Source organism: Kribbella sp. NPDC031520 (assembly GCF_055580825.1).
The window spans coordinates 187,561-208,567 of sequence record NZ_JBVIKS010000009.1 but is presented as its reverse complement, the minus strand read 5'-3'; the positions used below and the strand labels follow the sequence as shown (position 1 = coordinate 208,567).

21 protein-coding genes are annotated in these 21,007 nt (G+C 69.4%); 17 read left to right on the top strand and 4 right to left on the bottom strand.

From position 1 onward, the window contains the following. Positions 1-8: 8 nt before the first annotated feature. Genes ACZ5BU_RS36430 through recN form a run of 3 tightly spaced genes read left to right on the top strand, consistent with a single transcriptional unit; the run spans position 9 to position 3,480 of the window. Complete coding sequence (locus ACZ5BU_RS36430; protein ID WP_465705552.1) at positions 9-824, top strand: TlyA family RNA methyltransferase; 816 nt, start codon at positions 9-11, stop codon at positions 822-824. Between the two features lie 8 nt (positions 825-832). Then, positions 833-1,756 (top strand): NAD kinase, encoded by a 924-nt coding sequence (locus ACZ5BU_RS36425; protein ID WP_465705550.1) that lies wholly within the window; start codon positions 833-835, stop codon positions 1,754-1,756. A gap of 2 nt (positions 1,757-1,758) precedes the next feature. After that, entirely contained in the window at positions 1,759-3,480 is a 1,722-nt protein-coding gene (recN, locus tag ACZ5BU_RS36420; RefSeq protein ID WP_465705548.1) for a DNA repair protein RecN, read from the top strand. Here recN and ACZ5BU_RS36415 read toward each other — a convergent pair whose 3' ends face one another. Beyond that, positions 3,481-3,750 (bottom strand): hypothetical protein, encoded by a 270-nt coding sequence (locus tag ACZ5BU_RS36415; RefSeq protein WP_465705546.1) that lies wholly within the window; start codon positions 3,748-3,750, stop codon positions 3,481-3,483. A 171-nt stretch (positions 3,751-3,921) separates the two neighbouring features. Between ACZ5BU_RS36415 and steA the strand changes: the two genes are divergently transcribed. From steA to ACZ5BU_RS36380, 7 genes are read left to right on the top strand one after another with little or no spacing between them, the layout of a single operon-like run. Beyond that, positions 3,922-5,103, top strand: a complete 1,182-nt coding sequence (steA, locus tag ACZ5BU_RS36410) for a putative cytokinetic ring protein SteA (RefSeq protein WP_465705544.1) — start codon at positions 3,922-3,924, stop codon at positions 5,101-5,103. Then, positions 5,100-6,047, top strand: coding sequence for a copper transporter (locus ACZ5BU_RS36405; RefSeq protein WP_465705543.1), 948 nt, complete (start codon positions 5,100-5,102; stop codon positions 6,045-6,047). The genes steA and ACZ5BU_RS36405 overlap by 4 nt, the downstream gene beginning before the upstream one ends. Before the next feature lies 1 nt (position 6,048). After that, a complete protein-coding gene (locus ACZ5BU_RS36400) occupies positions 6,049-6,858 on the top strand; it encodes a hypothetical protein (RefSeq protein ID WP_465705541.1) in 810 nt (269 codons plus the stop codon). Next, positions 6,855-8,450, top strand: a complete 1,596-nt coding sequence (gene murJ / locus ACZ5BU_RS36395) for a murein biosynthesis integral membrane protein MurJ (protein WP_465705539.1) — start codon at positions 6,855-6,857, stop codon at positions 8,448-8,450. The genes ACZ5BU_RS36400 and murJ overlap by 4 nt, the downstream gene beginning before the upstream one ends. Further along, a complete protein-coding gene (locus ACZ5BU_RS36390) occupies positions 8,447-9,472 on the top strand; it encodes a glycosyltransferase family 4 protein (RefSeq protein ID WP_465705537.1) in 1,026 nt (341 codons plus the stop codon). The genes murJ and ACZ5BU_RS36390 overlap by 4 nt, the downstream gene beginning before the upstream one ends. Positions 9,473-9,493: 21 nt before the next feature. After that, a complete protein-coding gene (locus tag ACZ5BU_RS36385; protein ID WP_465705535.1) occupies positions 9,494-11,203 on the top strand; it encodes a CTP synthase in 1,710 nt (569 codons plus the stop codon). Further along, positions 11,200-11,850 carry an NUDIX domain-containing protein gene (locus ACZ5BU_RS36380; protein WP_465705533.1) on the top strand — a complete coding sequence of 217 codons (651 nt, stop codon included), beginning with the start codon at positions 11,200-11,202 and terminating at the stop codon, positions 11,848-11,850. Before ACZ5BU_RS36385 ends, ACZ5BU_RS36380 begins: the two co-directional genes overlap by 4 nt. An 18-nt stretch (positions 11,851-11,868) precedes the next feature. Here ACZ5BU_RS36380 and ACZ5BU_RS36375 read toward each other — a convergent pair whose 3' ends face one another. Next, on the bottom strand, positions 11,869-12,501 hold the full coding sequence (locus tag ACZ5BU_RS36375; RefSeq protein WP_465705531.1) for a hypothetical protein: 633 nt from the start codon (positions 12,499-12,501) through the stop codon (positions 11,869-11,871). A gap of 28 nt (positions 12,502-12,529) precedes the next feature. Between ACZ5BU_RS36375 and ACZ5BU_RS36370 the strand changes: the two genes are divergently transcribed. After that, a complete protein-coding gene (locus tag ACZ5BU_RS36370; protein ID WP_465705529.1) occupies positions 12,530-12,934 on the top strand; it encodes a cupin domain-containing protein in 405 nt (134 codons plus the stop codon). A 40-nt stretch (positions 12,935-12,974) separates the two neighbouring features. Here ACZ5BU_RS36370 and ACZ5BU_RS36365 read toward each other — a convergent pair whose 3' ends face one another. Further along, positions 12,975-13,670, bottom strand: coding sequence for a hypothetical protein (locus ACZ5BU_RS36365; protein ID WP_465705527.1), 696 nt, complete (start codon positions 13,668-13,670; stop codon positions 12,975-12,977). Positions 13,671-13,749: 79 nt separating this feature from the next. Continuing rightward, a complete protein-coding gene (locus tag ACZ5BU_RS36360; RefSeq protein ID WP_465705573.1) occupies positions 13,750-14,574 on the bottom strand; it encodes an LLM class F420-dependent oxidoreductase in 825 nt (274 codons plus the stop codon). Between the two features lie 252 nt (positions 14,575-14,826). Here ACZ5BU_RS36360 and ald point away from each other — a divergent pair, with 252 nt between their 5' ends. From ald to ACZ5BU_RS36330, 6 genes are all read left to right on the top strand, one after another. Next, a complete protein-coding gene (gene ald, locus ACZ5BU_RS36355) occupies positions 14,827-15,942 on the top strand; it encodes an alanine dehydrogenase (protein ID WP_465705525.1) in 1,116 nt (371 codons plus the stop codon). Next, positions 15,939-16,865: a site-specific tyrosine recombinase XerD gene (gene xerD, locus ACZ5BU_RS36350; protein ID WP_465705571.1), complete on the top strand. Its 927-nt coding sequence runs from the start codon at positions 15,939-15,941 to the stop codon at positions 16,863-16,865. The genes ald and xerD overlap by 4 nt, the downstream gene beginning before the upstream one ends. A 27-nt stretch (positions 16,866-16,892) precedes the next feature. Then, positions 16,893-18,131: a hypothetical protein gene (locus ACZ5BU_RS36345; protein ID WP_465705523.1), complete on the top strand. Its 1,239-nt coding sequence runs from the start codon at positions 16,893-16,895 to the stop codon at positions 18,129-18,131. Positions 18,132-18,149: 18 nt separating this feature from the next. Next, positions 18,150-19,406: a low temperature requirement protein A gene (locus tag ACZ5BU_RS36340; RefSeq protein WP_465705521.1), complete on the top strand. Its 1,257-nt coding sequence runs from the start codon at positions 18,150-18,152 to the stop codon at positions 19,404-19,406. Positions 19,407-19,578: 172 nt separating this feature from the next. Next, positions 19,579-20,658, top strand: coding sequence for a ParA family protein (locus ACZ5BU_RS36335; RefSeq protein WP_465705519.1), 1,080 nt, complete (start codon positions 19,579-19,581; stop codon positions 20,656-20,658). Continuing rightward, on the top strand, positions 20,643-21,005 hold the full coding sequence (locus ACZ5BU_RS36330) for a hypothetical protein (protein ID WP_465705517.1): 363 nt from the start codon (positions 20,643-20,645) through the stop codon (positions 21,003-21,005). The genes ACZ5BU_RS36335 and ACZ5BU_RS36330 overlap by 16 nt, the downstream gene beginning before the upstream one ends. The last annotated feature ends 2 nt before the right edge of the window (positions 21,006-21,007 follow it).

Genomic DNA, 21,007 nt, shown 5'->3' with positions numbered 1-21,007 from the left:
AGCCGAGAGTGGCCAAGGCAGTCAAGCGGTCGCGGCTCGACGCCGAGCTGGTACGGCGTCAGCTCGCGCGCTCCCGTGAGCACGCCAGCGAGCTGATCGCGGCCGGCAAGGTGAAGGTCTCCGGGACCGTGGCGAGCAAGCCCGCGACCGGTGTGGCCGCGGACGCGCCGATCGTCGTGGACACCTCCGACCACGAGGACCCCGGGTACGCGAGCCGCGGCGCGCACAAGCTCATCGGTGCACTCGAGGCGTTCCCGGAGGTCCAGGTGAAGGGCCGCCGTGCCCTCGACGCCGGTGCGTCGACCGGCGGGTTCACCGATGTACTGCTGCGCACCGGGGCCGCGCACGTGATCGCGGTCGACGTCGGGTACGGCCAGCTGGTGTGGGCGTTGCAGACCGACGAGCGGGTCACCGTGATGGACCGGACCAACGTCCGTACGCTGACGCTCGAGGACATCGGTAACGAACCGGTCGATCTGGTGGTCAGCGATCTGAGCTTCATCAGCCTGACGCTGGTACTGCCGGCGCTGCTCGGCGTGGTGAAACCTGACGGTGACCTGGTGCTGATGGTCAAGCCGCAGTTCGAGGTCGGCAAGGAGCGCCTGGGCAAGGGCGGCGTCGTACGGGAGCCTGAGCTGCGGGCGGACGCGGTCCGATCGGTCGCCGCCAAAGCCCAGGAGCTCGGGTGGGGAATCGAAGGCGTCGCGGCCAGCCCGTTGCCTGGTCCGTCAGGAAATGTCGAATACTTCCTGTGGATACGACGAGTTGCGCCTCCTCTCGATGAGACGATGCTCCGGACGGCCATCGAAACGGGACCGCAATAGGAGGCAGGGTGGAGCGCGAGCCGAGGCGCGTGCTGCTGGTGACGCACACCGGCCGGGAGCAGGCGGTCGAGGTGGCCCGGGAGGCACACCGGCTGCTGACCGGCGCCGGGATGCAGGTCCGGCTGCTCGGCGTCGAGGCCGAGGAGCTCAAGCTCGACCCGGTGGAGATCGTCGACGACCCGGAGAAGGCGGCGAACGACGTCGAGCTGATCATGGTGCTCGGCGGCGACGGCTCGATCCTGCGCGGCGCCGAGCTGGCCCGCCCGCACGGTACGCCGGTCCTCGGTGTGAACCTGGGCCACGTCGGGTTCCTGGCCGAGGCCGAGGTGGACGACCTGGAGCGGATCGTCCAGGTCGTGGTGGACCGCACGTACACGGTCGAGGAACGGATGACGCTCGCCGTCGACGTCCGCCTCGACGACGAACTGATCTTCGAGACCTGGGCGCTGAACGAGGCCAGCGTGGAGAAGGCCGCCCGGGAGAAGATGCTCGAGGTGCTGGTCGAGGTGGACGACCGCCCGCTGTCGCGCTGGGGCTGCGACGGGGTCGTGGTCGCGACCCCGACCGGCAGTACAGCGTACGCGTTCTCGGCCGGCGGGCCGATCGTCTGGCCCGAGGTCGAGGCGATCCTGCTGGTGCCGCTGAGCGCGCACGCGTTGTTCTCGCGGCCGATCGTGGTGGCGCCGACGTCGCGGCTGTCGATCGAGCTGGTCCCGACCTGGAACGGGCGCGGCGTGCTGTCGTGCGACGGCCGGCGGATGGTCGAGGTGCCGCCGGGCGCCGAGATCACGGTCCGGCGGGGTACGACGCCGGTCCGGCTGGCCCGGGCGCACGAGGCCCCGTTCACCGACCGGCTGGTGGCGAAGTTCGACCTCCCGGTGCTCGGTTGGCGTGGGGCCGCCGAACGCAAACGCAACGGAAACGGAAACTGACCATGCTTTCGGAGATCCGCATCACCGGGCTGGGCGTGATCGAGGACGCGACGCTGGACCTCGACCCGGGGTTCACCGCCGTCACCGGCGAGACCGGGGCCGGCAAGACGATGGTCGTGACCGGGGTGAACATGCTGCTCGGCGGCCGAGCCGACAGCGGTCTGGTACGGCACGGGACCCGGCGCGCGCGGGTCGAGGGCCGCGCCAGCGCCGTACCGCGGGCGATCGTTCAGCAGGCCGAGGACCGTGGCGGCGAGCTGGACGACGACGAGTTGCTGATCGCGCGGGAGCTGTCGTCGGAAGGCCGTTCGCGGGCATTCCTCGGCGGCGCGTCCGTGCCGGTGTCGGTGCTCGGTGAGGTCTCCGGTGACCTGGTCGCGATCCACGGGCAGGCGGATCAGTGGCGGTTGCTGCAGCCGGCCCGGCAGCGCGAGACGCTCGACACCTTTGCGGGTAAGGCGGTTCTCGTTCCGCTGCAGGAGTACTCCGCTGCGTACAAACGGCACCGTGAGGTCGAGGCCGAGCTGACCGAGCTGACCACCCGCGAGCGCGAACGTCTCGCCGAGGCGGACCTGCTGCGATTCGGCCTGGACGAGGTCGCGAAGGCGGAGCCGCTGCCGGGTGAGGACCTCGAGCTCGCGGCCGAGGAGGAGCGTCTCGCGTACGCCGACGGTCTACGTACGGCGGCCATCACCGCGGCGGACGCGATCGCGTCCGAGGACCTCGACTCCACCAGGCCGAACGACGTACTCGGCCTGCTGGCGTTGACGAAACAGGTCCTCGACACCGAGCGCGACCACGACCCGAAGCTGGCCGAACTCGCGGATCGTGCGGGCGAACTCGGCTACCTGGCGGCCGATCTGGCGCAGGAGCTTTCGTCGTACGCCGCCGATGTCGACACCGATCCCGCCCGGCTGTCCGTGGTGAGCGAGCGGCGTGCGCTGCTGCACGGGTTGGTGCGCAAGTACGGAGCCGACGAAGGCACGGTCGACGAGGTGCTGGAGTGGACGAAGCGGTCCGCGACCAGGTTGGCCGAGCTCGACGGCAGCGACGAACGGGTCGAGCAGTTGACGGCCGAGCTGGCCGAGCTGGACGTGCGGCTCGCAGATCTCGGCCGGCAGATGCGAGAGGCCCGGATCGAGGCCGCCGAACGTCTGGGCGTCGCGGTCTCGGAGGAGCTGACCGGGTTGGCGATGCCGCACGCGAAGCTGTCGGTCGAGGTGCACGAGACGACCCCCGGACCGTTCGGGATCGACGAGGTCGAGTTCTGTTTCGCCGCGAACCCGGGCAGCCCGGCGCGCCCGCTGCAGAAGGCGGCGTCCGGTGGCGAGCTCTCCCGGGTGATGCTCGCGCTCGAGGTGATCCTGTCGGACACGCATCCGGTGCCGACGCTGGTGTTCGACGAGATCGACGCCGGGATCGGCGGCCGCGCCGCGGTCGAGGTCGGGAAGCGGCTCGCGCGGCTGGCCGAGAAGGCGCAGGTGATCGTGGTCACCCACCTGCCGCAGGTCGCCGCCTTCGCCGATCGGCACGCTGTCGTACTGAAGAGTGACGACGGCTCGGTCACGACGAGTGGGCTGGTCGCTCTGGACGCCGACGCCCGGCTCAAGGAACTCTCCCGGATGATGGCCGGCCTGGAGAACTCCGACGCCGCCCAGGCCCACGCCGAAGAACTCCTCGCCCTCGCGGCCGAACGCCACAAACCGAAGCGCAAGAAGCGCTGATCAGTTCCGCTTGATGCCGCCCTCAGTCGGCCGTTCCACCCGACTGCCGGTCACCGGGCGCTCCGACGTACCGGTCTGGCCGGCGCGGTCGTGCTCTTCGCGGAGCGCCGCAAGAATTGCGGGGCCGTGCCGCTCGACGATCTCCTCCAACGACGGCGGGGCCGTGCCGTCTGCTCTCGACGGGGGAATCGCGCTGCCGCCGGCGGGCGCGAGGCCGCTCAGGGCGGCGCGAGCTGCGGCCAGCTCGGAGTCACTGGAACCTTCGGTCATGGATTGCTCCGTTCGTCGCTGAGGTCCCTGACAACGCTAGTGGCAGGCAGGGGGCACGTCGTTCGAAAGGATGAAATGACGGAGGGTGACGGTTAATTCAGTGCGTGAACAGGGGCCTGGCCGGGTAAATGAACCGGGAAGGGGCTCTTGACATGGCAGGATGAGAGCGCGATGAAACTGCCCAGCCTGCGGAGAGCACGTACCACTGAACTGCCCGGTGTCACCGGTGTGGTCCGGCTGGATCGGCGTACCAAGAATCTCACCAAACGGCTCCGGCCGGGGGAGATCGCGGTCATCGATCACGTGGACCTGGACCGGGTGAGCGCCGAGGCGCTGGTCGACTGCAGGGTCGCCGCGGTGGTGAACGTGGCCGATTCGATCAGCGGCCGGTACCCGAACCTCGGCCCCGAGATCCTGGTCGAGGCCGGCATCCCGCTGGTCGACGGCGTCGGCCGCGAGGTGTTCTCGATCCTGCACGAGGGCGAGCGCGTCCGGCTCGACGAGGGCACGCTGTACCGCGGGCACGAGGCGGTCGCGAAGGGCCTCGCCCAGAACGGCAAGTCGGTCGCGGAGCTGATGGAGGACGCCCGGTCGGGGCTGTCCACACAGCTCGAGGCATTCACCGCGAACACCCTGGAGTATCTGCGCCGCGAGAAGGACCTGCTGCTCGACGGCGTCGGCGTCCCCGCGATCCACACGCCGATGGAGGGCAAGCACGTCCTGATCGTGGTCCGCGGGTACGACTACCGCGACGACCTGGTCGCGCTGAAGCCGTACATCCGCGAGTACCGGCCGGTGCTGATCGGTGTCGACGGCGGCGCGGACGCCCTGGTCGAGAACGGGTACGTCCCGGACCTGATCGTCGGCGACATGGACTCGGTCAAGGACGAGACGCTGAAGAGCGGCGCCGAGGTGGTCGTGCACGCGTACCGCGACGGCCGCGCGCCCGGCTCCGAGCGGCTGGAACGGCTCGGCGTGGAGTCGATCGAGTTCCCGGCCACCGGCACCAGCGAGGACGTCGCGATGCTGCTGGCCGACTCCAAGGGCGCCTCGCTGATCGTCGCGGTCGGCACCCACAACTCGCTGGTGGAGTTCCTGGACAAGGGCCGCTCCGGGATGGCGAGCACCTTCATCACCCGGTTGCGGGTCGGTGCCAAGCTGGTCGACGCCAAGGGTGTCGGCCGGCTGTACCGCAGCCGGGTCTCGACGTTCCAGGTGGTCGCGTTGATCGTGGCCGGGCTGTTCGCGATCGGCGTGGCGATGGTTGCCATCGGTGCCGACGACGTCGTCTGGTCGATCCTGCGGGCGCGCTGGGGCGACTTCGTCTACTGGATCCGGGAGCTGTTCACGTGATCGACTTTCGCTACCACATCGTCTCGATCGTGGCGATCTTCTTCGCCCTGGGCGCCGGTGTGGTGCTCGGCGCCGGCCCGCTGAAGAGCACCGGCCAGGACTTCGTCGCGAGCCAGGCCGAGAAGGACCGGCAGCAGCTCGCCGACGCGCGCGCCGAGCTGGTCCAGGTGAAGGCGCTGGACAAGTACCGCGACGACTACGTCGCGAAGGTGACCGCCGGGCTGACCGACGGCAAGCTGGCGACGAAGAAGATCACCCTCGTCACGATGCCGAACGCCGACAGCGACCTCACCGACGGCGTCCAGGCCGAGCTGGAGAAGGCCGGCGGCACGGTCTCCACCAAGGTCTCGCTGGACGCGAAGCTGTTCGACACCGGGCAGCGGCAGCTGGTCGACACGTTGGTCCAGCAGCTGGTCACCGCGGACATGGACTTCCCCAAGGACAGTACGACGTACCAGCGGGCCGGGCTGCTGCTCGCCCGTGGGGTCGCGGCCAAGGAAGAGGGCAAGACGGCCGACGCCGACTCGACCAAGGTGCTGAGCGGGCTCACCGGCGCAAAGCTGCTGTCGCTCAAGCCGTCGACGGTGAAGGACCGGTCCAGCCTGGTCGTGGTGATCGCCGCGAACCCGCCGACGCCGCTGCCGGAGAACTCGACGTACGCCGATGCCGTGGACTTCATCAAGGGTCTGGACCTGGGCAGCGGCGGCGTCGTCGTGGCCGGTACGCCGGACTCCGCGAACGACGGCGGCCTGCTCAAGGCCTTGCGGAGTGACTCCGACGCCACCAAGATCGTTTCCTCGGTGGACGTGGCCGATCTCCCCGCCGGTCAGATGACGGTGGTCTTCGCACTCGCCGAGCAGGTGACGGGCAAGGCGGGGCAGTACGGCGCGATCAACGCGAAGAACGGCGTGGCGCCGTCCGCCGTACAGACTAAGGACAACTGACGTGGGAATTCTGAGCGCTGCCGTTGCGGCGGCCGCTACTGCCGGGCTCGAGCGCGCGGCGGAGAAGTTGCCGAAGGAGAACCGGACGCCGTTCGAGCGGACGAACCACCGCGGTGAGCCGGTGACGCTGCTCGAGGGTCCGGGTGCGGTGCTCGGTGCGCTGGCCGGGGTGATCGCATCGCGCGGCAACAGCAAGGTGAAGGCGGCCGCCGTCGTCGCGGGTGCGGTGTCGGGCGCCGTAGGTGCGTACGACGATCTGCGCGGAACGACGCAGGCCAAGGGTTTCCGTGGTCACCTGACCGCGTTGAAGCGCGGTGAGGTGACCAGCGGCGCGGTCAAGATCCTCGGCGTCGGCGCGGCCGGTCTCGCGGCCGCCGCGTTGCTGCCGCGGAAGTCGCGCGGCGTGAAGGCGGTCGCCGGGGTAGTTGCCGACGGCGCCTTGATCGCCGGTACGGCGAACCTCACCAACCTGCTCGACCTCCGTCCGGGGCGTGCGCTGAAGGCCGTCACCGCTTTGAACGCACCGCTCGCGGTCGTGAACGGACCGGCCGGTGCAGTGGTCGGTGCCGCCGTTGCTTCCGCCCCGTCCGACCTCGGTGAACGCGCGATGCTCGGCGACTGCGGCGCGAACGGCCTCGGCGCCATCACTGGTACGGCATTGGCCGCCGCCCTCCCGCGCCCGCTGAAGACGCTCGCACTCGCCCTCGTCGTCGGCCTCAACCTGGCCAGCGAGAAGGTCAGCTTCACCAAGGTCATCGCCGAAACCCCAGCCCTCGACAAGATCGACCAGTGGGGCCGACGCCCCAGGTGAATAGCCCCTCCACGGAGAACAGTTCGTCGGGTGGGGCGCGGATCGCGCGAGCCGCGTTGGTGGTGGCTGCGGTCACCGTGCTGGCTCGGGTTGTCGGTTTCGGGCGCTGGTTGGTGTTCTCGAAGACTGTTGGTGCGGGGTGTCTGGCCGAGGCCTACACGACCGCCAACCAGCTGCCCAACATCCTGTTCGAAGTGGTCGCCGGTGGAGCGCTGGCCGGTGCGGTGATTCCGGTACTGGCGGGGCCGGTGGCTCGTGGCGATCGGGCCGCCCAGGGCCGGATCGTCGGGGCGTTGCTGACCTGGTCGTTCGTCCTGCTGGCCCCGGTCGCCTTACTGGCTTGGCTTCTCGCGGGCCGGTACACCGACGCGATGCTCGACCCCGGCGCTGACTGTGGCAGCTCGACAGCGACCGCAACGCGCATGCTGGCAATCTTCGTACCGCAGGTCTTCGGCTACGCCGTCGCCGTGATCGCGACCGCGGTACTCCAGTCCCACAAGCGTTTCGCCGCCGGCGCACTCGCCCCGCTCATCTCGAGCGTGGTGGTAGTCGCGACGTACTTCGTCTTCGCAGCTGCCGCTCCGAACGCGGACACAGCCTCGCGGGGCGCGACCGACCTGCTGGCCTGGGGCACCACGGCAGGGGTTGCGGCGCTGGCGTTGACGGTCTTGGTGCCGCTGCTCCTGCTGCGACTTCCGATCAGGCCCACGCTCCGTTTGGACCCCGGCGTCGGCCCAGTACTGCGACGGCTCGCGCTGGCCGGTCTGGCCGTACTGATCGCCCAGCAGTTGACCTTCGTCGTCACGACGTACCTGGCCAACCACCGAGGTGTAGCCGGCAGCATCGCCGTCTACACGTGGGCGAACGCCGTCTACCTCCTCCCGTACGCCGTACTCGCCGTCCCGATCACCACAGCGGTCTTCCCGCGCCTGGCAGCCGCCTTCGAGGCAGGGGAGGGCTTCGACCGGTACGCGGCCACCTCCACCCGCGCCGTCATGCTCGCAGGCGGCGCAGGCGCGGCCCTGCTGATCGGTACGGCGGTACCGGTCGCGCGGATCTTCGCGTACGACGACGGTGCCGTACAGGCGGCCCAGGCGACCTCACTCGCCAACGGCCTGCTGGCGTTCGCACCGGCCGCCATCGGGTTCGCCGTACTGATGCACCTCGGCCGCGTGCTCTACGCCCGGCACTCAGGGCGTGAGGTCGCCGTTGTGACCTCAGGAGCCTGGGTACTTGTAGCCGTGGCCGGTGTGGTGCTGACAGCCAAGTGGGACGCAGTACCGGCCCTGGCAGCTGCCATGTCGATCGGCATGGTCGTGGGAGCGTTCGTCCTGCTCCTGGTACTACGTCGCGAAGCAGGCCCCGGCGTACTGACCGGAGTCCCGCGGGCGCATCTCACAGGGCTCGCAGGCGCCGCACTGGCGGGTGCCGCAGGTTGGTTGGTTGCCCTGCCTGCTGGGCACGGTGGAGTCGGTAAGGCGGTCCTCTTCTCGCTCCTGTCCGGGCTGGCCGTTGTCGTCGTGTACGCCCTGGTCGTGCTTGCATTGGATCGCGCGGATGCTCGCGCCCTCGTACGACGGGAGAAAGCATGAGGATCGGGCTGCTGCTCGCGGAGGCGCGTGGCGGGATCGGGCAGCACGTTGCCTCGCTGGTGCCGCGGTTCGTGAGTGCCGGGCACGAGGTGGTGGTCTGTGCGCCCCCTGGTACGGCGGAGCACTTCGACTTCGCTCCGGCGACCATCGTGACCCAGGCGGCCGGCCTGCGCGGCTGCGACGTCGTCCACGCGCACGGGTACCGCGCAGGAATGACCGCGCTGCGTGACAGGTCCCGGCTGCGCCCACTGGTGGTTACCTGGCACAACGCGGTGATCGCACCGGGTCCTAAAGGCCTGGTGATGCGCATGGGGCAACGGCTGGTTGCCAGAGGCGCCGATCTGACCCTGGGCGCCTCCACCGACCTGGTGGAGCTGGCCAAGAGTCTCGGCGCCCGCAACGCTCAGCTGGCACCTGTGGCCGCTCCTGCGATCCCCAGGATCCGTACGTCGCGTGCGGCCGTTCGCCGCGAGCTAGGGCTCCGCGACCAGCCCGTAGTGCTCACCGTGGGCCGGCTGGCGCCGCAGAAGGACTACCCGACGCTGCTGTCCGTGGCGAACCGCGTACACGAGTCCACGCCGGACGCGGTCTTCGTGGTGGTCGGTGACGGACCGTTGCGGGACAACCTCCAGGCGCGGATCGACGCGGAGCAGTTGCCTGTCCGGCTGCTGGGACACCGCAACGACGTGGCGGACCTGCTCGGGGCCGCGGACGTGTTTCTGCTCACGTCGCACTGGGAGGCGCGGGCGCTGGTACTGCAGGAGGCGATGCAGGTCGGCGTACCGGTCGTCGCCACCGCGGTCGGCGGCGTACCCGAGCTGGTCGACGACAGCGCGGTACTCGCGTTTCCAGGCGACGCGGACGGTCTGGCGGACGGGGTCCGGGCGGTGCTGTCGGAGCCCGAAACGGCGAACGCTATGCGGACAAGGGGCCGGGAGCTGGCCGCCAGGTGGATGGACGAGGACGAGGTGGCGAAGAATCTGCTCGACATCTACGCGGGTCTCGTCGCGACCGGTGCTTGACAAGAGGTAGGCTGGAGACCCGTGGACAGGGCTTCGACTTCCCAGCAGACCAAGCACGTATTCGTCACCGGTGGCGTGGCATCCAGTCTCGGTAAGGGACTGACAGCGTCCAGCCTCGGCAGTCTGCTGACGGCTCGGGGCATCCGCGTCACGATGCAGAAGCTGGATCCGTATCTCAACGTGGATCCCGGCACGATGAACCCGTTCCAGCACGGCGAGGTGTTCGTCACCAATGACGGCGCCGAGACCGACCTCGACATCGGCCACTACGAGCGGTTCCTGGACCGGGACCTTTCGGCCGTCGCCAACGTGACGACCGGCCAGATCTACTCCAGCGTGATCGCCAAGGAACGCCGCGGCGAGTACCTCGGCGACACCGTGCAGGTGATCCCGCACATCACCAACGAGATCAAGGAACGGATGCTCGCGATGGCGGGCCCGGACGTGGACGTCGTACTGCACGAGATCGGCGGCACCGTCGGTGACATCGAGTCGCTGCCGTTCCTCGAGGCGGCCCGGCAGGTCCGGCACGACGTCGGCCGCGACAACGTGTTCTTCCTGCACATCTCGCTCGTCCCGTACATGGCGCCGAGCGGTGAGCTGAAGACCAAGCCGACCCAGCACTCGGTGGCCGCGCTGCGCTCGATCGGTATCCAGCCGGACGCGATCGTCTGCCGGGCCGACCGGCCGATCCCGGACAGCGTGAAGCGGAAAATCTCGCTGATGTGCGACGTCGACGTCGAGGCCGTGGTGGCCGCCGTCGACGCGCCGTCGATCTACGACATCCCGAAGGTGGTGCACGCCGAGGGCCTGGACGCGTACGTCGTGCGCCGGCTGAACCTGCAGTTCCGCGACGTCGACTGGACCCGCTGGGACGAACTGCTCCGGGTCGTGCACCACCCGAAGGACGAGGTCACGGTCGCGCTGGTCGGCAAGTACATCGACCTGCCGGACGCGTACCTGTCGGTCGCCGAGGCGCTGCGCGCGGGCGGGTTCGACAACGACGCCCGGGTGAACCTGCGCTGGATCGCCTCCGACGAGTGTGCGACCCCGGAGGCGGCGGCCCGGCTGCTCGGTGACGTGGACGCGATCTGCATCCCGGGCGGGTTCGGCGTACGGGGCATCGAGGGCAAGATCGGCGCGATCCGGTACGCCCGTGAGCAGGGCGTACCGATCCTGGGCCTGTGCCTCGGCCTGCAGTGCATGGTGATCGAGGTGGCGCGGAACCTGGCCGGGCTGGACCAGGCGAACTCCAGCGAGTTCGACCCGGACGCCGAGCAGCCGGTGATCGCGACGATGGAGGAGCAGAAGCACATCGTCTCCGGTACCGGTGACATGGGCGGCACGATGCGGCTCGGGCTGTACCCGGCGAACCTGGCCGAGGGCTCGATCGTCCGCGGCCTGTACGGCGCCCCGTCGATCCAGGAGCGGCACCGGCACCGCTACGAGGTGAACAACGCGTACCGGGACAAGCTGGAGACCGCCGGCCTGGTGTTCAGCGGTCTGTCGCCGGACCACGAGCTGGTCGAGTTCATCGAGCTGGACCGCGGCGTGCACCCGTACTTCGTCGCCACCCAGGCGCACCCGGAGCTCCGGTCACGGCCGACCAAGCCGCACCCGCTGTTCGCCGGCCTGGTCGCGGCGGCGCTCGACCGCCAGCGCGAGTCCCGGCTGCCGGTCGAGGACCCGAAGCCGGCCGCCTTGCCGAAGAAGGCCGCGGTCAAGGCATGAAGGACTACCCCGAGCTCCGGTTCGGCGCCGGCCTGGCCGACCGGCCGGAGCGGTGGCCGGTCTCGGCCTCCGAGGTGGTGCACGAGACCGGACGGGTGATCTCGGTACGGCGGGACACGATCGAGCCACCCGGCGGTACGTCGTTCGTCCGGGACGTCGTCGTACATCCCGGAGCCGTCGGCGTGGTCGCGCTGGACGAGAACAACCGGATGCTGCTGGTCCGGCAGTACCGGCACCCCGTCGGCTACAAGTTGCTGGAGGCACCGGCCGGGCTGCTCGACGTCCAGGGAGAGCAGTACCGCCTGGGCGCCGAACGCGAGCTGTGGGAGGAGACCGCGACCAAGGCCGCCGACTGGCGCATCCTGGTCGACGCCTTCACGTCACCCGGCCTGACCGACGAAGCGGTCCGCATCTTCCTGGCCCGCGACCTCTCCCCGGCCGACGAGACCTTCGAACGCGAAGCCGAAGAAGCCGACATGGAAACCGTCTGGGCCCCCCTGATCGACGTGGTCGCCGCAGCCCTGGCCGGCCAACTCCAGAACCCCATCCTCATCATGGGCGCCCTCGCCACCTGGACCGCCCTCAACGGCCCCGGCCTCGAAACCCTCCGCCCCGCCGACTCCCCCTGGCCCGCCAAGGACCACTGACCGCCGGCTGGTTGAGACCTACGCCCCTTCACCGTCGCCGCTGGTTGACCCGGCCCCGACACCCAGTGGTTGACCGCTGTCCTCGGCCAAGGCGGCGGCGACCAGGCGTGCGTTCGCGGTGAACTCCTGGTCCGGGATCTTCGGGAGCAGGTCGTCCCAGACGGCGATCATCGCGCCGCGGAGCTGCATCATGCCCAGCGGACGCGCGAGGAACCACAGGTGGAAGTGCTCGCTGCCGTCGCCCCAGCGGTTGAAATGCGTCCGTCCCACGCCGTCGATCCGCCGGATCGCGTTCGCGATCCGCTGGATGACCGGTCCGAGCGTCGCGGTCAGCTCCGGCGGCAGGTTGTCGAGCCGGTAGTGCTCGTTCGGCTCGAGAACTGCCACGAACGGCAGCCCGCCGGGACCGAACGCCTTCAGTTGCCACTGCTCGTCCCGCCAGATCACGAACTGGTCGGGCTCGGAACACTTGGGGCACGGCCGCCCGCCGGGCTCACCACTCCGCGGCGGTTCGGGCAGTACCGGCGCAGCCAGCGGTGCCACCTGCAGGTCGCCCTCGAACGGGAACAGCGCGTCGCCCAGCAACGGCTCGACCGACACACGTTCACCGAACGGGAGCCGGCGGTGGTACTCCGAGGGCAGCTCAGTCATGCCTCGCACTCTGCCGGACAATCGGTTTATGGAGAAGCCAGAACTGGCGGGGTTGCTGGGGCTTGAGCCGCATCCGGAGGGTGGGTGGTATCGCGAGACCTGGCGCTCCGGCGTGGATGTCGAGCCCGAAGGGTATGGCGGGAGCCGGGCTACGGCTACCGCGATCTACTTTCTGCTGGCGCCGGGGGAGGAGTCCGCGAGTCATCGGGTGCGGTCGGCGGAGATCTGGCTGTGGCACTCGGGTGGTCCGTTGGAACTCGCGTTCGACGACGAGTCGGTGGTTCTCGGTCCCGACGTACGTGCCGGGCAGCGGCCGCAGGTGGTGATCCCGCCGGGGGCCTGGCAGTCGGCGCGGCCGGCCGGCGACGAGGCTGTACTGGTGTCGTGCATCGTGTCGCCGGGGTTCGACTTCGCCGACTTCACGATGCGCTAGCGGGACCCCTGGCAGGACGTTGCCAGGGGCCCCTGTTCGGTCACATCTGCGGTACGGCGGTGTCGCCGGTGCTGATCTCGGGCAGGTGTTCGCGGACCATGTAGCCGCTCGCGGCCAGTACCCAGATCGCGGACAACAGCAGCGGTACGGTGCTCATCAGCCAGCCGCCGGCCACGAACGTTCCGCTGGTGGCGAAGACGCCGAACGCGCCGAGGAACGAGACCACGGCGGCCAGCAGGGCCAGGTAGCCCAGCCAGTTCGGCATCAGGTGCGTCCGCATGACGCCGATCCCCGCGGCCGCCAACGGCAGCGCCGCGGCGAAGCCGATCAGCGTCGTGGTCAGCGTGCCGAGCTCGAACATCGACAACGTGATCGCCGCGTCCCGCCCGGCGATCCCGGACGCGGTCGCCGCCTGCATGCCGGCGTTCACGAAGATCGCGGCGCCGACCAGCACAGACCCCGCCAGCAGTGCCAGGTGGACGTCGCTGCGCTCGGCCCGCTCGCGCATCGCCTCGGCGAACGCGGCCGCGAACCAGATGACCAGTCCGGCCGCGGCGGCCCAGAGCAGCGAACTCAACAGGATCATGCCCCGGTGGTCGGCGACCCAGCTCGAGATCGTGCTGTCCGAATCACCCACCGTCGGAGGGTTACCGGGCAGGAACCTGCCCAGCATTGCCAGGACGACAAAGGCCAGCCCGGCGAAGCCGCCCCAGCGCAACTCGTGTCGCTCAGTCATGGGAACACCTCCAACATGCACCACACCGATGTGGTGCATCTACTGCTGATGTTCCCTCGTTACGGCCCGGAATCAAGACCTATTGCAGAACGGTTGCCAGCGCCTCGTATCCGGGCAGCAGGTCGATGCCTTCGTGCCCGAGCAGCTGGATCGCGACGTGGTCCGCGCCCGCGTCCAGATGGGCCTTCAGACCGGCCGCGACCTCGACCGCGGAGCCGTGCAGCACCACCGCGTCGACGAGCTTGTCGCTGCCGCCGTTCGCGAAGTCGTCGTCGGAGAATCCGAGCCGCTTCCAGTTCGCCGTGTAGTTGCTCAGCTGCAGGTAGGGCGCCAACCGGTCGCGGGCTGTCGCGCGGGCGACCTCCGGATCGGTCTCCAGTACGATCATCTGCTCCGGCGCGAGCAGTACGCCGCCGCCGAGCACCCGGCGCGCCTCGCGGGTGTGCTCCGGTGTGGTCAGGTACGGAAGCGCACCGGCGGTCCGCGCCCCGGACAGCTGCAGTACCTTGGGGCCGAGCGCGGCCAGCGCCCGCCGCTCCGTGGGCACCTTCGCGTCGTCGAGATCGTCCAGGTACCCGACGATCGTCCGGTACGGCGACTTGTACTCGCCCGTCTGCTCCCGGTGCCCGATCCCGAGGCCGAGCAGGAACCGTCCGGGGTGCTCGTCCTCGAGCCGGTGGTACGACGCCGCGACCTCGGCCGGCGCGGAATTCCACATGTTGACGATGCTGGTGCCGACGGCAACCGATCTGGTTGCGGCCAGCAACACCTCGGCGTCGCGCAGCCCGGCCGCCGGGGAACCGCCCAGCCAGAGCGTCCCGTATCCGGCCTGCTCCAGCCCCGCAGCGAGCTCCGGTCCGTAGTGCTGGCCACCGTGCCAGACCCCGTACCGTCCCAGTTCCATCGCCACGCGTGCTCCTTTCGTAGTACGTCCCTCCAAGCATCGCTGACAACTATGAGTAGCCGTCAATGATGGTTGCTGTGTCAGCCGCGTCATCTTCTCCGAAAGGTCACGTCACGATCAGACCATCCGGGCGGGTGGTATGAACCTCGCGGGCATACACTCGGCAGCGACCTGGCAGCGTCCCCTCAACCGCCGGGCCCCGCGGACACAACGATGTGGGCCGCACACCTGGACGGGAAAGAAGGGCGAGTTGTGAAGGTCGGAGTTCCCAAGGAAGTCAAGAACCACGAGTACCGGGTGGCGATCACCCCGTCCGGCGTGCACGAGTTCGTGCGCGGCGGGCACGAGGTTCTGATCGAGCAGGGGGCAGGCGACGGTTCACTGATCCCGGACGACGAGTTCGTCGCCGCCGGGGCACGGATCGTTGCGGAGGCGGACGACGTCTGGGCGGACGCCGAGCTGGTGCTCAAGGTGAAGGAACCGGTGCCGGAGGAGTACCACCGGATGCGCAGGAACCAGGTGCTGTTCACGTACTTGCACCTGGCCGCGAGCCAGGACACGACGGACGCGCTACTGAAGTCCGGGATCACCGGCATTGCCTACGAGACGGTGCAGTTGCCGGACGGGACACTGCCGCTGCTGGCGCCGATGAGCGAGGTGGCCGGCCGGCTCGCCCCGCAGTCCGGTGCGTACCACCTGATGGCACAGGGCGGCGGCCGTGGCGTGCTGCTCGGCGGCGTGTCCGGCGTACACCCGGCCCGCGTGGTCATCCTCGGTGCGGGCGTGTCCGGCATGAACGCGGCCGCGATCGCGCTCGGTATGCAGGCGCAGGTGCAGCTGTTCGACCGGAACATCGCCCGGCTGCGGCAGGCCGACCAGATCTACCAGGGCCACCTGCTGACGATCGCCTCGAATGCGTACGAGATCGAGCACGCGGTGCTCGAGGCGGACCTGGTCATCGGCGCGGTGCTGGTGGTCGGGGCGAAGGCGCCGAAGCTCGTCACGAACGACATGGTCAGCCGGATGAAGCCGGGCAGCGTGCTCGTCGACATCGCGATCGACCAGGGCGGCTGCTTCGAGGACTCGCGTCCGACCACGCACGCCGACCCCGTGTACAAGGTCCACAACTCGCTGTTCTACTGCGTCGCGAACATGCCCGGGGCGGTGCCGAACACGTCGACCTACGCGCTCACCAACGTGACGCTGCCGTACGCGATCGAGCTGGCGAACCTCGGCTGGCGGGAGGCGCTGAAGTCGGACCACAGCCTGGCACTCGGCCTGAACACGTTCGACGGCCACGTCACGTACGGTCCGGTCGCCGAGGCGCACGACCTCTCGCAGCTGAAGCTTGACGAGGTGCTGGTCTGAGTATCACCAGAGCGGTTGGCGCTTACCTGGACCACCTCACGGTGGAACGCGGCCTGGCCGCCAACACTCTGGCGTCGTACCGGCGTGATCTGCGCCGGTACGGCGGCTACCTGGCAGCTGCTGGTATCGACGACCTCGACCGGATCACCGAGGCAGTCGTCGCCGACTTCCTGATGCGGCTGCGGGAGGGGGACGCGGACCACCCGCCGCTGACGGCCTCCAGTGCTGGGAGGACCGTTGTTGCGGTCCGGGGGTTCCACAAGTTCTGCGTACGGGAGGGGCTGACCGCAGTGGACCCTGCGGCGGCCGTGAAGCCCCCTGTACCACCGCAGCGGCTGCCGAAGGCACTGTCTGTCGACGAGGTCACCCGGATCCTCACAGCGGCCGCTGGCGCCGAGGCTGAACCAGCCGTACTGGCCACTCGTGACGCGGCTCTGCTGGAGTTCCTGTACGGCACGGGAGCCCGTATCTCGGAGGCGGTCGGGCTGGACGTCGACGACATCGACGTAGACGCCGGAGCGGTCCTACTGCGCGGCAAGGGCAGCAAGGAACGGGTAGTGCCCGTCGGTACGTACGCCCGCGATGCCCTGTCGGCGTACCAGGTCCGTGGCCGCCCTGAGCTCGTGTCCCGTGGCCGTGGCACGCCGGCGCTGTTCTTGAACGCCCGCGGCGGCCGCCTGTCGCGGCAGAGCGCCTGGACGGTACTGCGTCGTGCTGCGCAGCGTGCCGGTATCGCCAAGGAGATCTCGCCGCACACGCTGCGTCACTCGTACGCAACGCACCTACTGGACGGCGGCGCCGACGTACGCGTCGTACAAGAGCTGCTCGGGCACGCATCCGTCACCACGACCCAGGTCTACACACTCGTCACCGTCGACAAGCTGAGAGAGGTCTACGCGACGTCTCATCCACGGGCGCTCTGACCCTCTCGCGTCGACATACTCGGCGGAGTGACGACCCTGCCGTTCCAATTCCTCGACGTCCTCGCCGAACGCCTGGCCTACTACAGCGGTGTGGACCTGAAAGACGTGCGGAACACCGTGCAGCACGCCGATGAGCGGCTGGTGGACGAGATGGCCGACCTGATGCTCGACGACGCCCGCCGGCACGCCGGTCCGGACAACGCCGAGTACGTGAGCGCACGGAGACGGTTCGTCGAGCAGGTCGGGTCGGAGCTGCGCAGCGTTTCGCCCGGCGACGTCGGCACGGACGTCCAGAAGGGTCAGCACGCGCGGCAGGACGCGGAGCGGGTGTACTCACTGGCCGTCGACATCGTCGACCCGATCGCGGTCGGCCTGGGCTCGCCACGGGCGCTCGAGCTGCAGCAGGCGGCGCGGGTCGAGGCGCTACGCGGTGTGCTGCACGGGCTGCCGTACGGGGTGCCGTCCGCGGAGAAGCTCGGTGAGTGGATCGCGACGGCGGACCGGCTCTCCGGGCACGGCGGTGATCCTCGGGGGTTCGTCGCCGGAGTACGTCAGGATCTGCTGAGGGCAGCCGGTGACCGGGAGTACAAGCCCTGGGGGAGTTCGCGGTACTCGGCCGAGACGCTTCGGGACGGAGTCGCGGTGGCCTGGGTGGAGCAGCGGCTGCCTGAGGTCGGAGCCGCGCTGGGCGTCCCCGTGGAGCCCGAGGACCTCACACCGCTGCAGGAGCGGTTCGAGGGGCAGATGGTGAACGGATTGGCCGGGGCGATCGCGGAGCAACGCCGGATGCCGCACGCGGAGGTTCTCGACCGGTTGTGTCAGGCGGAATCGACCGGCCGACCTGATTCGGCCGAGCAATGGCCGACCGCTCGGCGGCTGCTGGTTCCGGACGAGCAGTTGCCTGAGAGCGGCTTCTACGACCGCTCCGGGACCGGGTGGACCGTGACGTACGCGATGGAGGACGTGTTCAAAGACCAGTACGGCAACCTGGACCGTCCGCCGACGATCGGGTCTCCCGAGGAAGTCGGTCGAGCGATCGCCGCCGCTGGGCTCGAGACCGCGCGGACGTACGGCGCGGAGATCGGCCCGCGCGACACCGAGCCTGGCCCTCCGAGGCTTGACCCGCAGCTCGACCAGGCGGCGAGAGTCGGCTTCGCTCCGTCTGGCAACGGTACGGCGCCGGCCGGCCAGGGCGAGCGTCCTGCCGGTACGCCGGGACGCACCAACCCAACGCGTAGCAACCAGCTAAGAGGTCGACTCGGTTGACCTCTTAGGGTTCTCCGGGTGAGTGAACCGACGACAGCCGCCGAGGAGCGGCACGCGAGCTGGCTGGAGCTGTTCTTCGACCTGACTGTCGTCGCAGCTGCCGCGCAGATCGCGCACCGTTTACACGGGGCCGAGACAGTCGGCCAGGTGGCTGTGTGCGCTGCGATGTTCTACGCGATCTGGAGCGTCTGGACGGCGACCAGCGTCTACGCGAACGTCGCCGGCGAGCGCACCCGGCAGCGCGCCGTACTGCGGACCATGCTCGGCATCGGGGTGATGGCTGCCTCTGTACCCGGCGTGTGGCCCGGACTGCTGCCGGAGCACCATGACACAGCACACGGCGGCAGCCGGACCATTGCGTTCACTGCGGCGTTCCTGGCGTGCCGGGCCCTCGCAGCTCGGTCGGCCACCAAGGATGGACAGGTCATCGGCTTCTGGCCGGCCACGCAGGGCGTGATGGCCGCGCCGTGGGTTGTCGCATTGTTCGTGCCTGCGCAGACGGCGTACTGGCTGTGGGGAGGTGGGATCGCCGCGGACCTGCTGTTCTCGGTGATGGGGGCCCGCAACCCGAAGGCGATGAAGCAGCGTGAGGACAGCGTGCGCCGCCAGCAGGAGCAGGACCAGCGCCGGGACCGTTGGGTCAACCGGCTGCGGTTCGGGCGTGGCCACGACGTACCGGCGAAGCCCCCGCTGATCTCGATCGCGAAGGTCGAGCGCGGGCACCTGGACGAACGGCTGGGGCTGTTCGTGATCATCGTGCTCGGCGAGGCCCTCGCCCAGGTGGTCGCTGCGAACACCGAGCTGACCTGGACGTGGCAGGTCGGTGTGGTCGGGCTCGCGGCGTTCTGGTTGCTGGTGCAGCTGTGGCAGCTCACGACGTTGTACGGGTTCACCCCTGCGCCCCGCAGTACCGCGCAGCTCGAGCCGTGGGCCGCGCTGCTCGCCCATCTCGGGGTCACCGGGTCGATCGTCGCGATGGCGGCCGGGCTGGGCGGGCTGTTTCCCGCGGCCGCCGGGGAGCTCGAGGGCAAGGAGCGCTGGTACCTGTTCGGTGGGCTGGCGCTGTACGTCGCGATCAGCGGAGTGGCCGGGGTGATCGGGCGAGTACGGCTGCGCTGGTTCCTCGGCTGGCAGGTGCCGTGCCTCGTCGCCTCGATCCTGATCGCAGTGCTGGGCGGGCCGCTGCCGGCGTGGGCGCTGGCCGTGGTGGCGGCTGTCGTACCGACCTGGTTCCACGGGTACAACCGGCTGGACCCCGGTGCGCGCAGTGCGTGAACGGTGTGCGATCATCTGGTGACGGTTGGTCACTCGGGGAGGGTGACCGGCCGGGTTCGGAGCTTTGTCGACAAACAGCCCCACCCCGGTGCGGAGTGGCTGGTTGAGAGTGCTTGAATGCACGCTTACAGTCGCTGGGATCGCCCGTATCGGTTGAAAGGTTTGGCGAGTCATGAACGAGTCGACATTCCCGGGCACCGAACACGTGATGGGCCACCTGCCGGGGCAGTACTCCGCGCCGGATCCGGTCCAGCCGATCAGCACGCCGCCCAGCCCCGAGCACACCCCGCCCCGCCCGGCCCCCGTGCCGGCGCGAGCCCTGCCCGACAACTATGCGGAGATGCCGAAGCCGACGGCCAAGCTGACCGCGGAGGACCTTGCACCCGTGAACGACCCGAACGGCCCGCGTCACAAGATCGGGCCGACCGGCAGGCCGCTGCCGGACCTGCCGGAGCCGCAGCCACCGACCAAGACCGGCCCGGCGCAGGTGATCGCGATGTGCAACCAGAAGGGCGGCGTCGGCAAGACCACCACCACGATCAACCTCGGCGCGGCGATTGCCGAGACCGGTCGCAAGGTGCTGCTGATCGACTTCGACCCGCAGGGGTCCGCCTCGATCGGTCTCGGCGTCCAGCCGCACGACCTCGAGCTGTCGGTCTACAACCTGCTGATGCAGCGCGACATCACCCCGGACGAAGTGATCCAGCCGACCAGGGTGGAGAACCTCGACCTGCTGCCGGCCAACATCGACCTGTCCGCGGCCGAGGTGCAGCTGGTCCAGGAGGTCGCGCGGGAGTACACCCTGCAGCGCGTGCTGGATCCGATCATCCCGTTGTACGACGTGATCCTGATCGACTGCGCGCCGTCGCTGGGCCTGCTCACCGTGAACGCGCTGACCGCGTCGAACGGCATCGTCGTCCCGCTGGAGTGCGAGTTCTTCGCGCTCCGCGGCCTGGCCATGCTGACCGACACGATCGCGAAGGTGCAGGACCGGCTGAACCCCAAGCTGGAGATCGTCGGGATCCTCGGCACCATGTTCGACGGGCGGACGACGCACGCCCGGGAGGTGCTGGACCGGGTGGTCCAGGCCTTCGACGAACGCGTCTTTCACACCGTCATCCGGCGTACCGTCAAGTTCCCCGAGACCACGGTCGTCGGCGAACCCATCACGACGTACGCCCCCTCGTCCCAAGCGGCTACGCAGTACCGCGATCTCGCCAAGGAGGTGCTGGCGCGTTGTCCCGCCGGGTGAGCCTGCCAGGTGCCAGTGAACTCTTCGGGGGTGCGGCACCGAAGCAGACCAGACCCGAGAAGCGCACCACCACTACCGAAGGGCCCGCCACCGTACGGGCCCGGACGACGGTCGCCGACGACCGGAAGTCGAGTGGTCGGATCCGGCACGACACGAAGATCACCGTGTACGTGACGGAGGAGGAGCTGCTCGGCCTGGAACAGACCAGACTCGCGCTGCGCGCCGAGCACGGCCTGACGGCCGACCGCGGCCGGATCGTCCGCGAGGCGATCGACGTACTGCTCGCCGACTTCGTCGACCACGGCCCGGACTCGGTGCTGGTACGGCGGCTGAAGGCCTCGGAGTGACT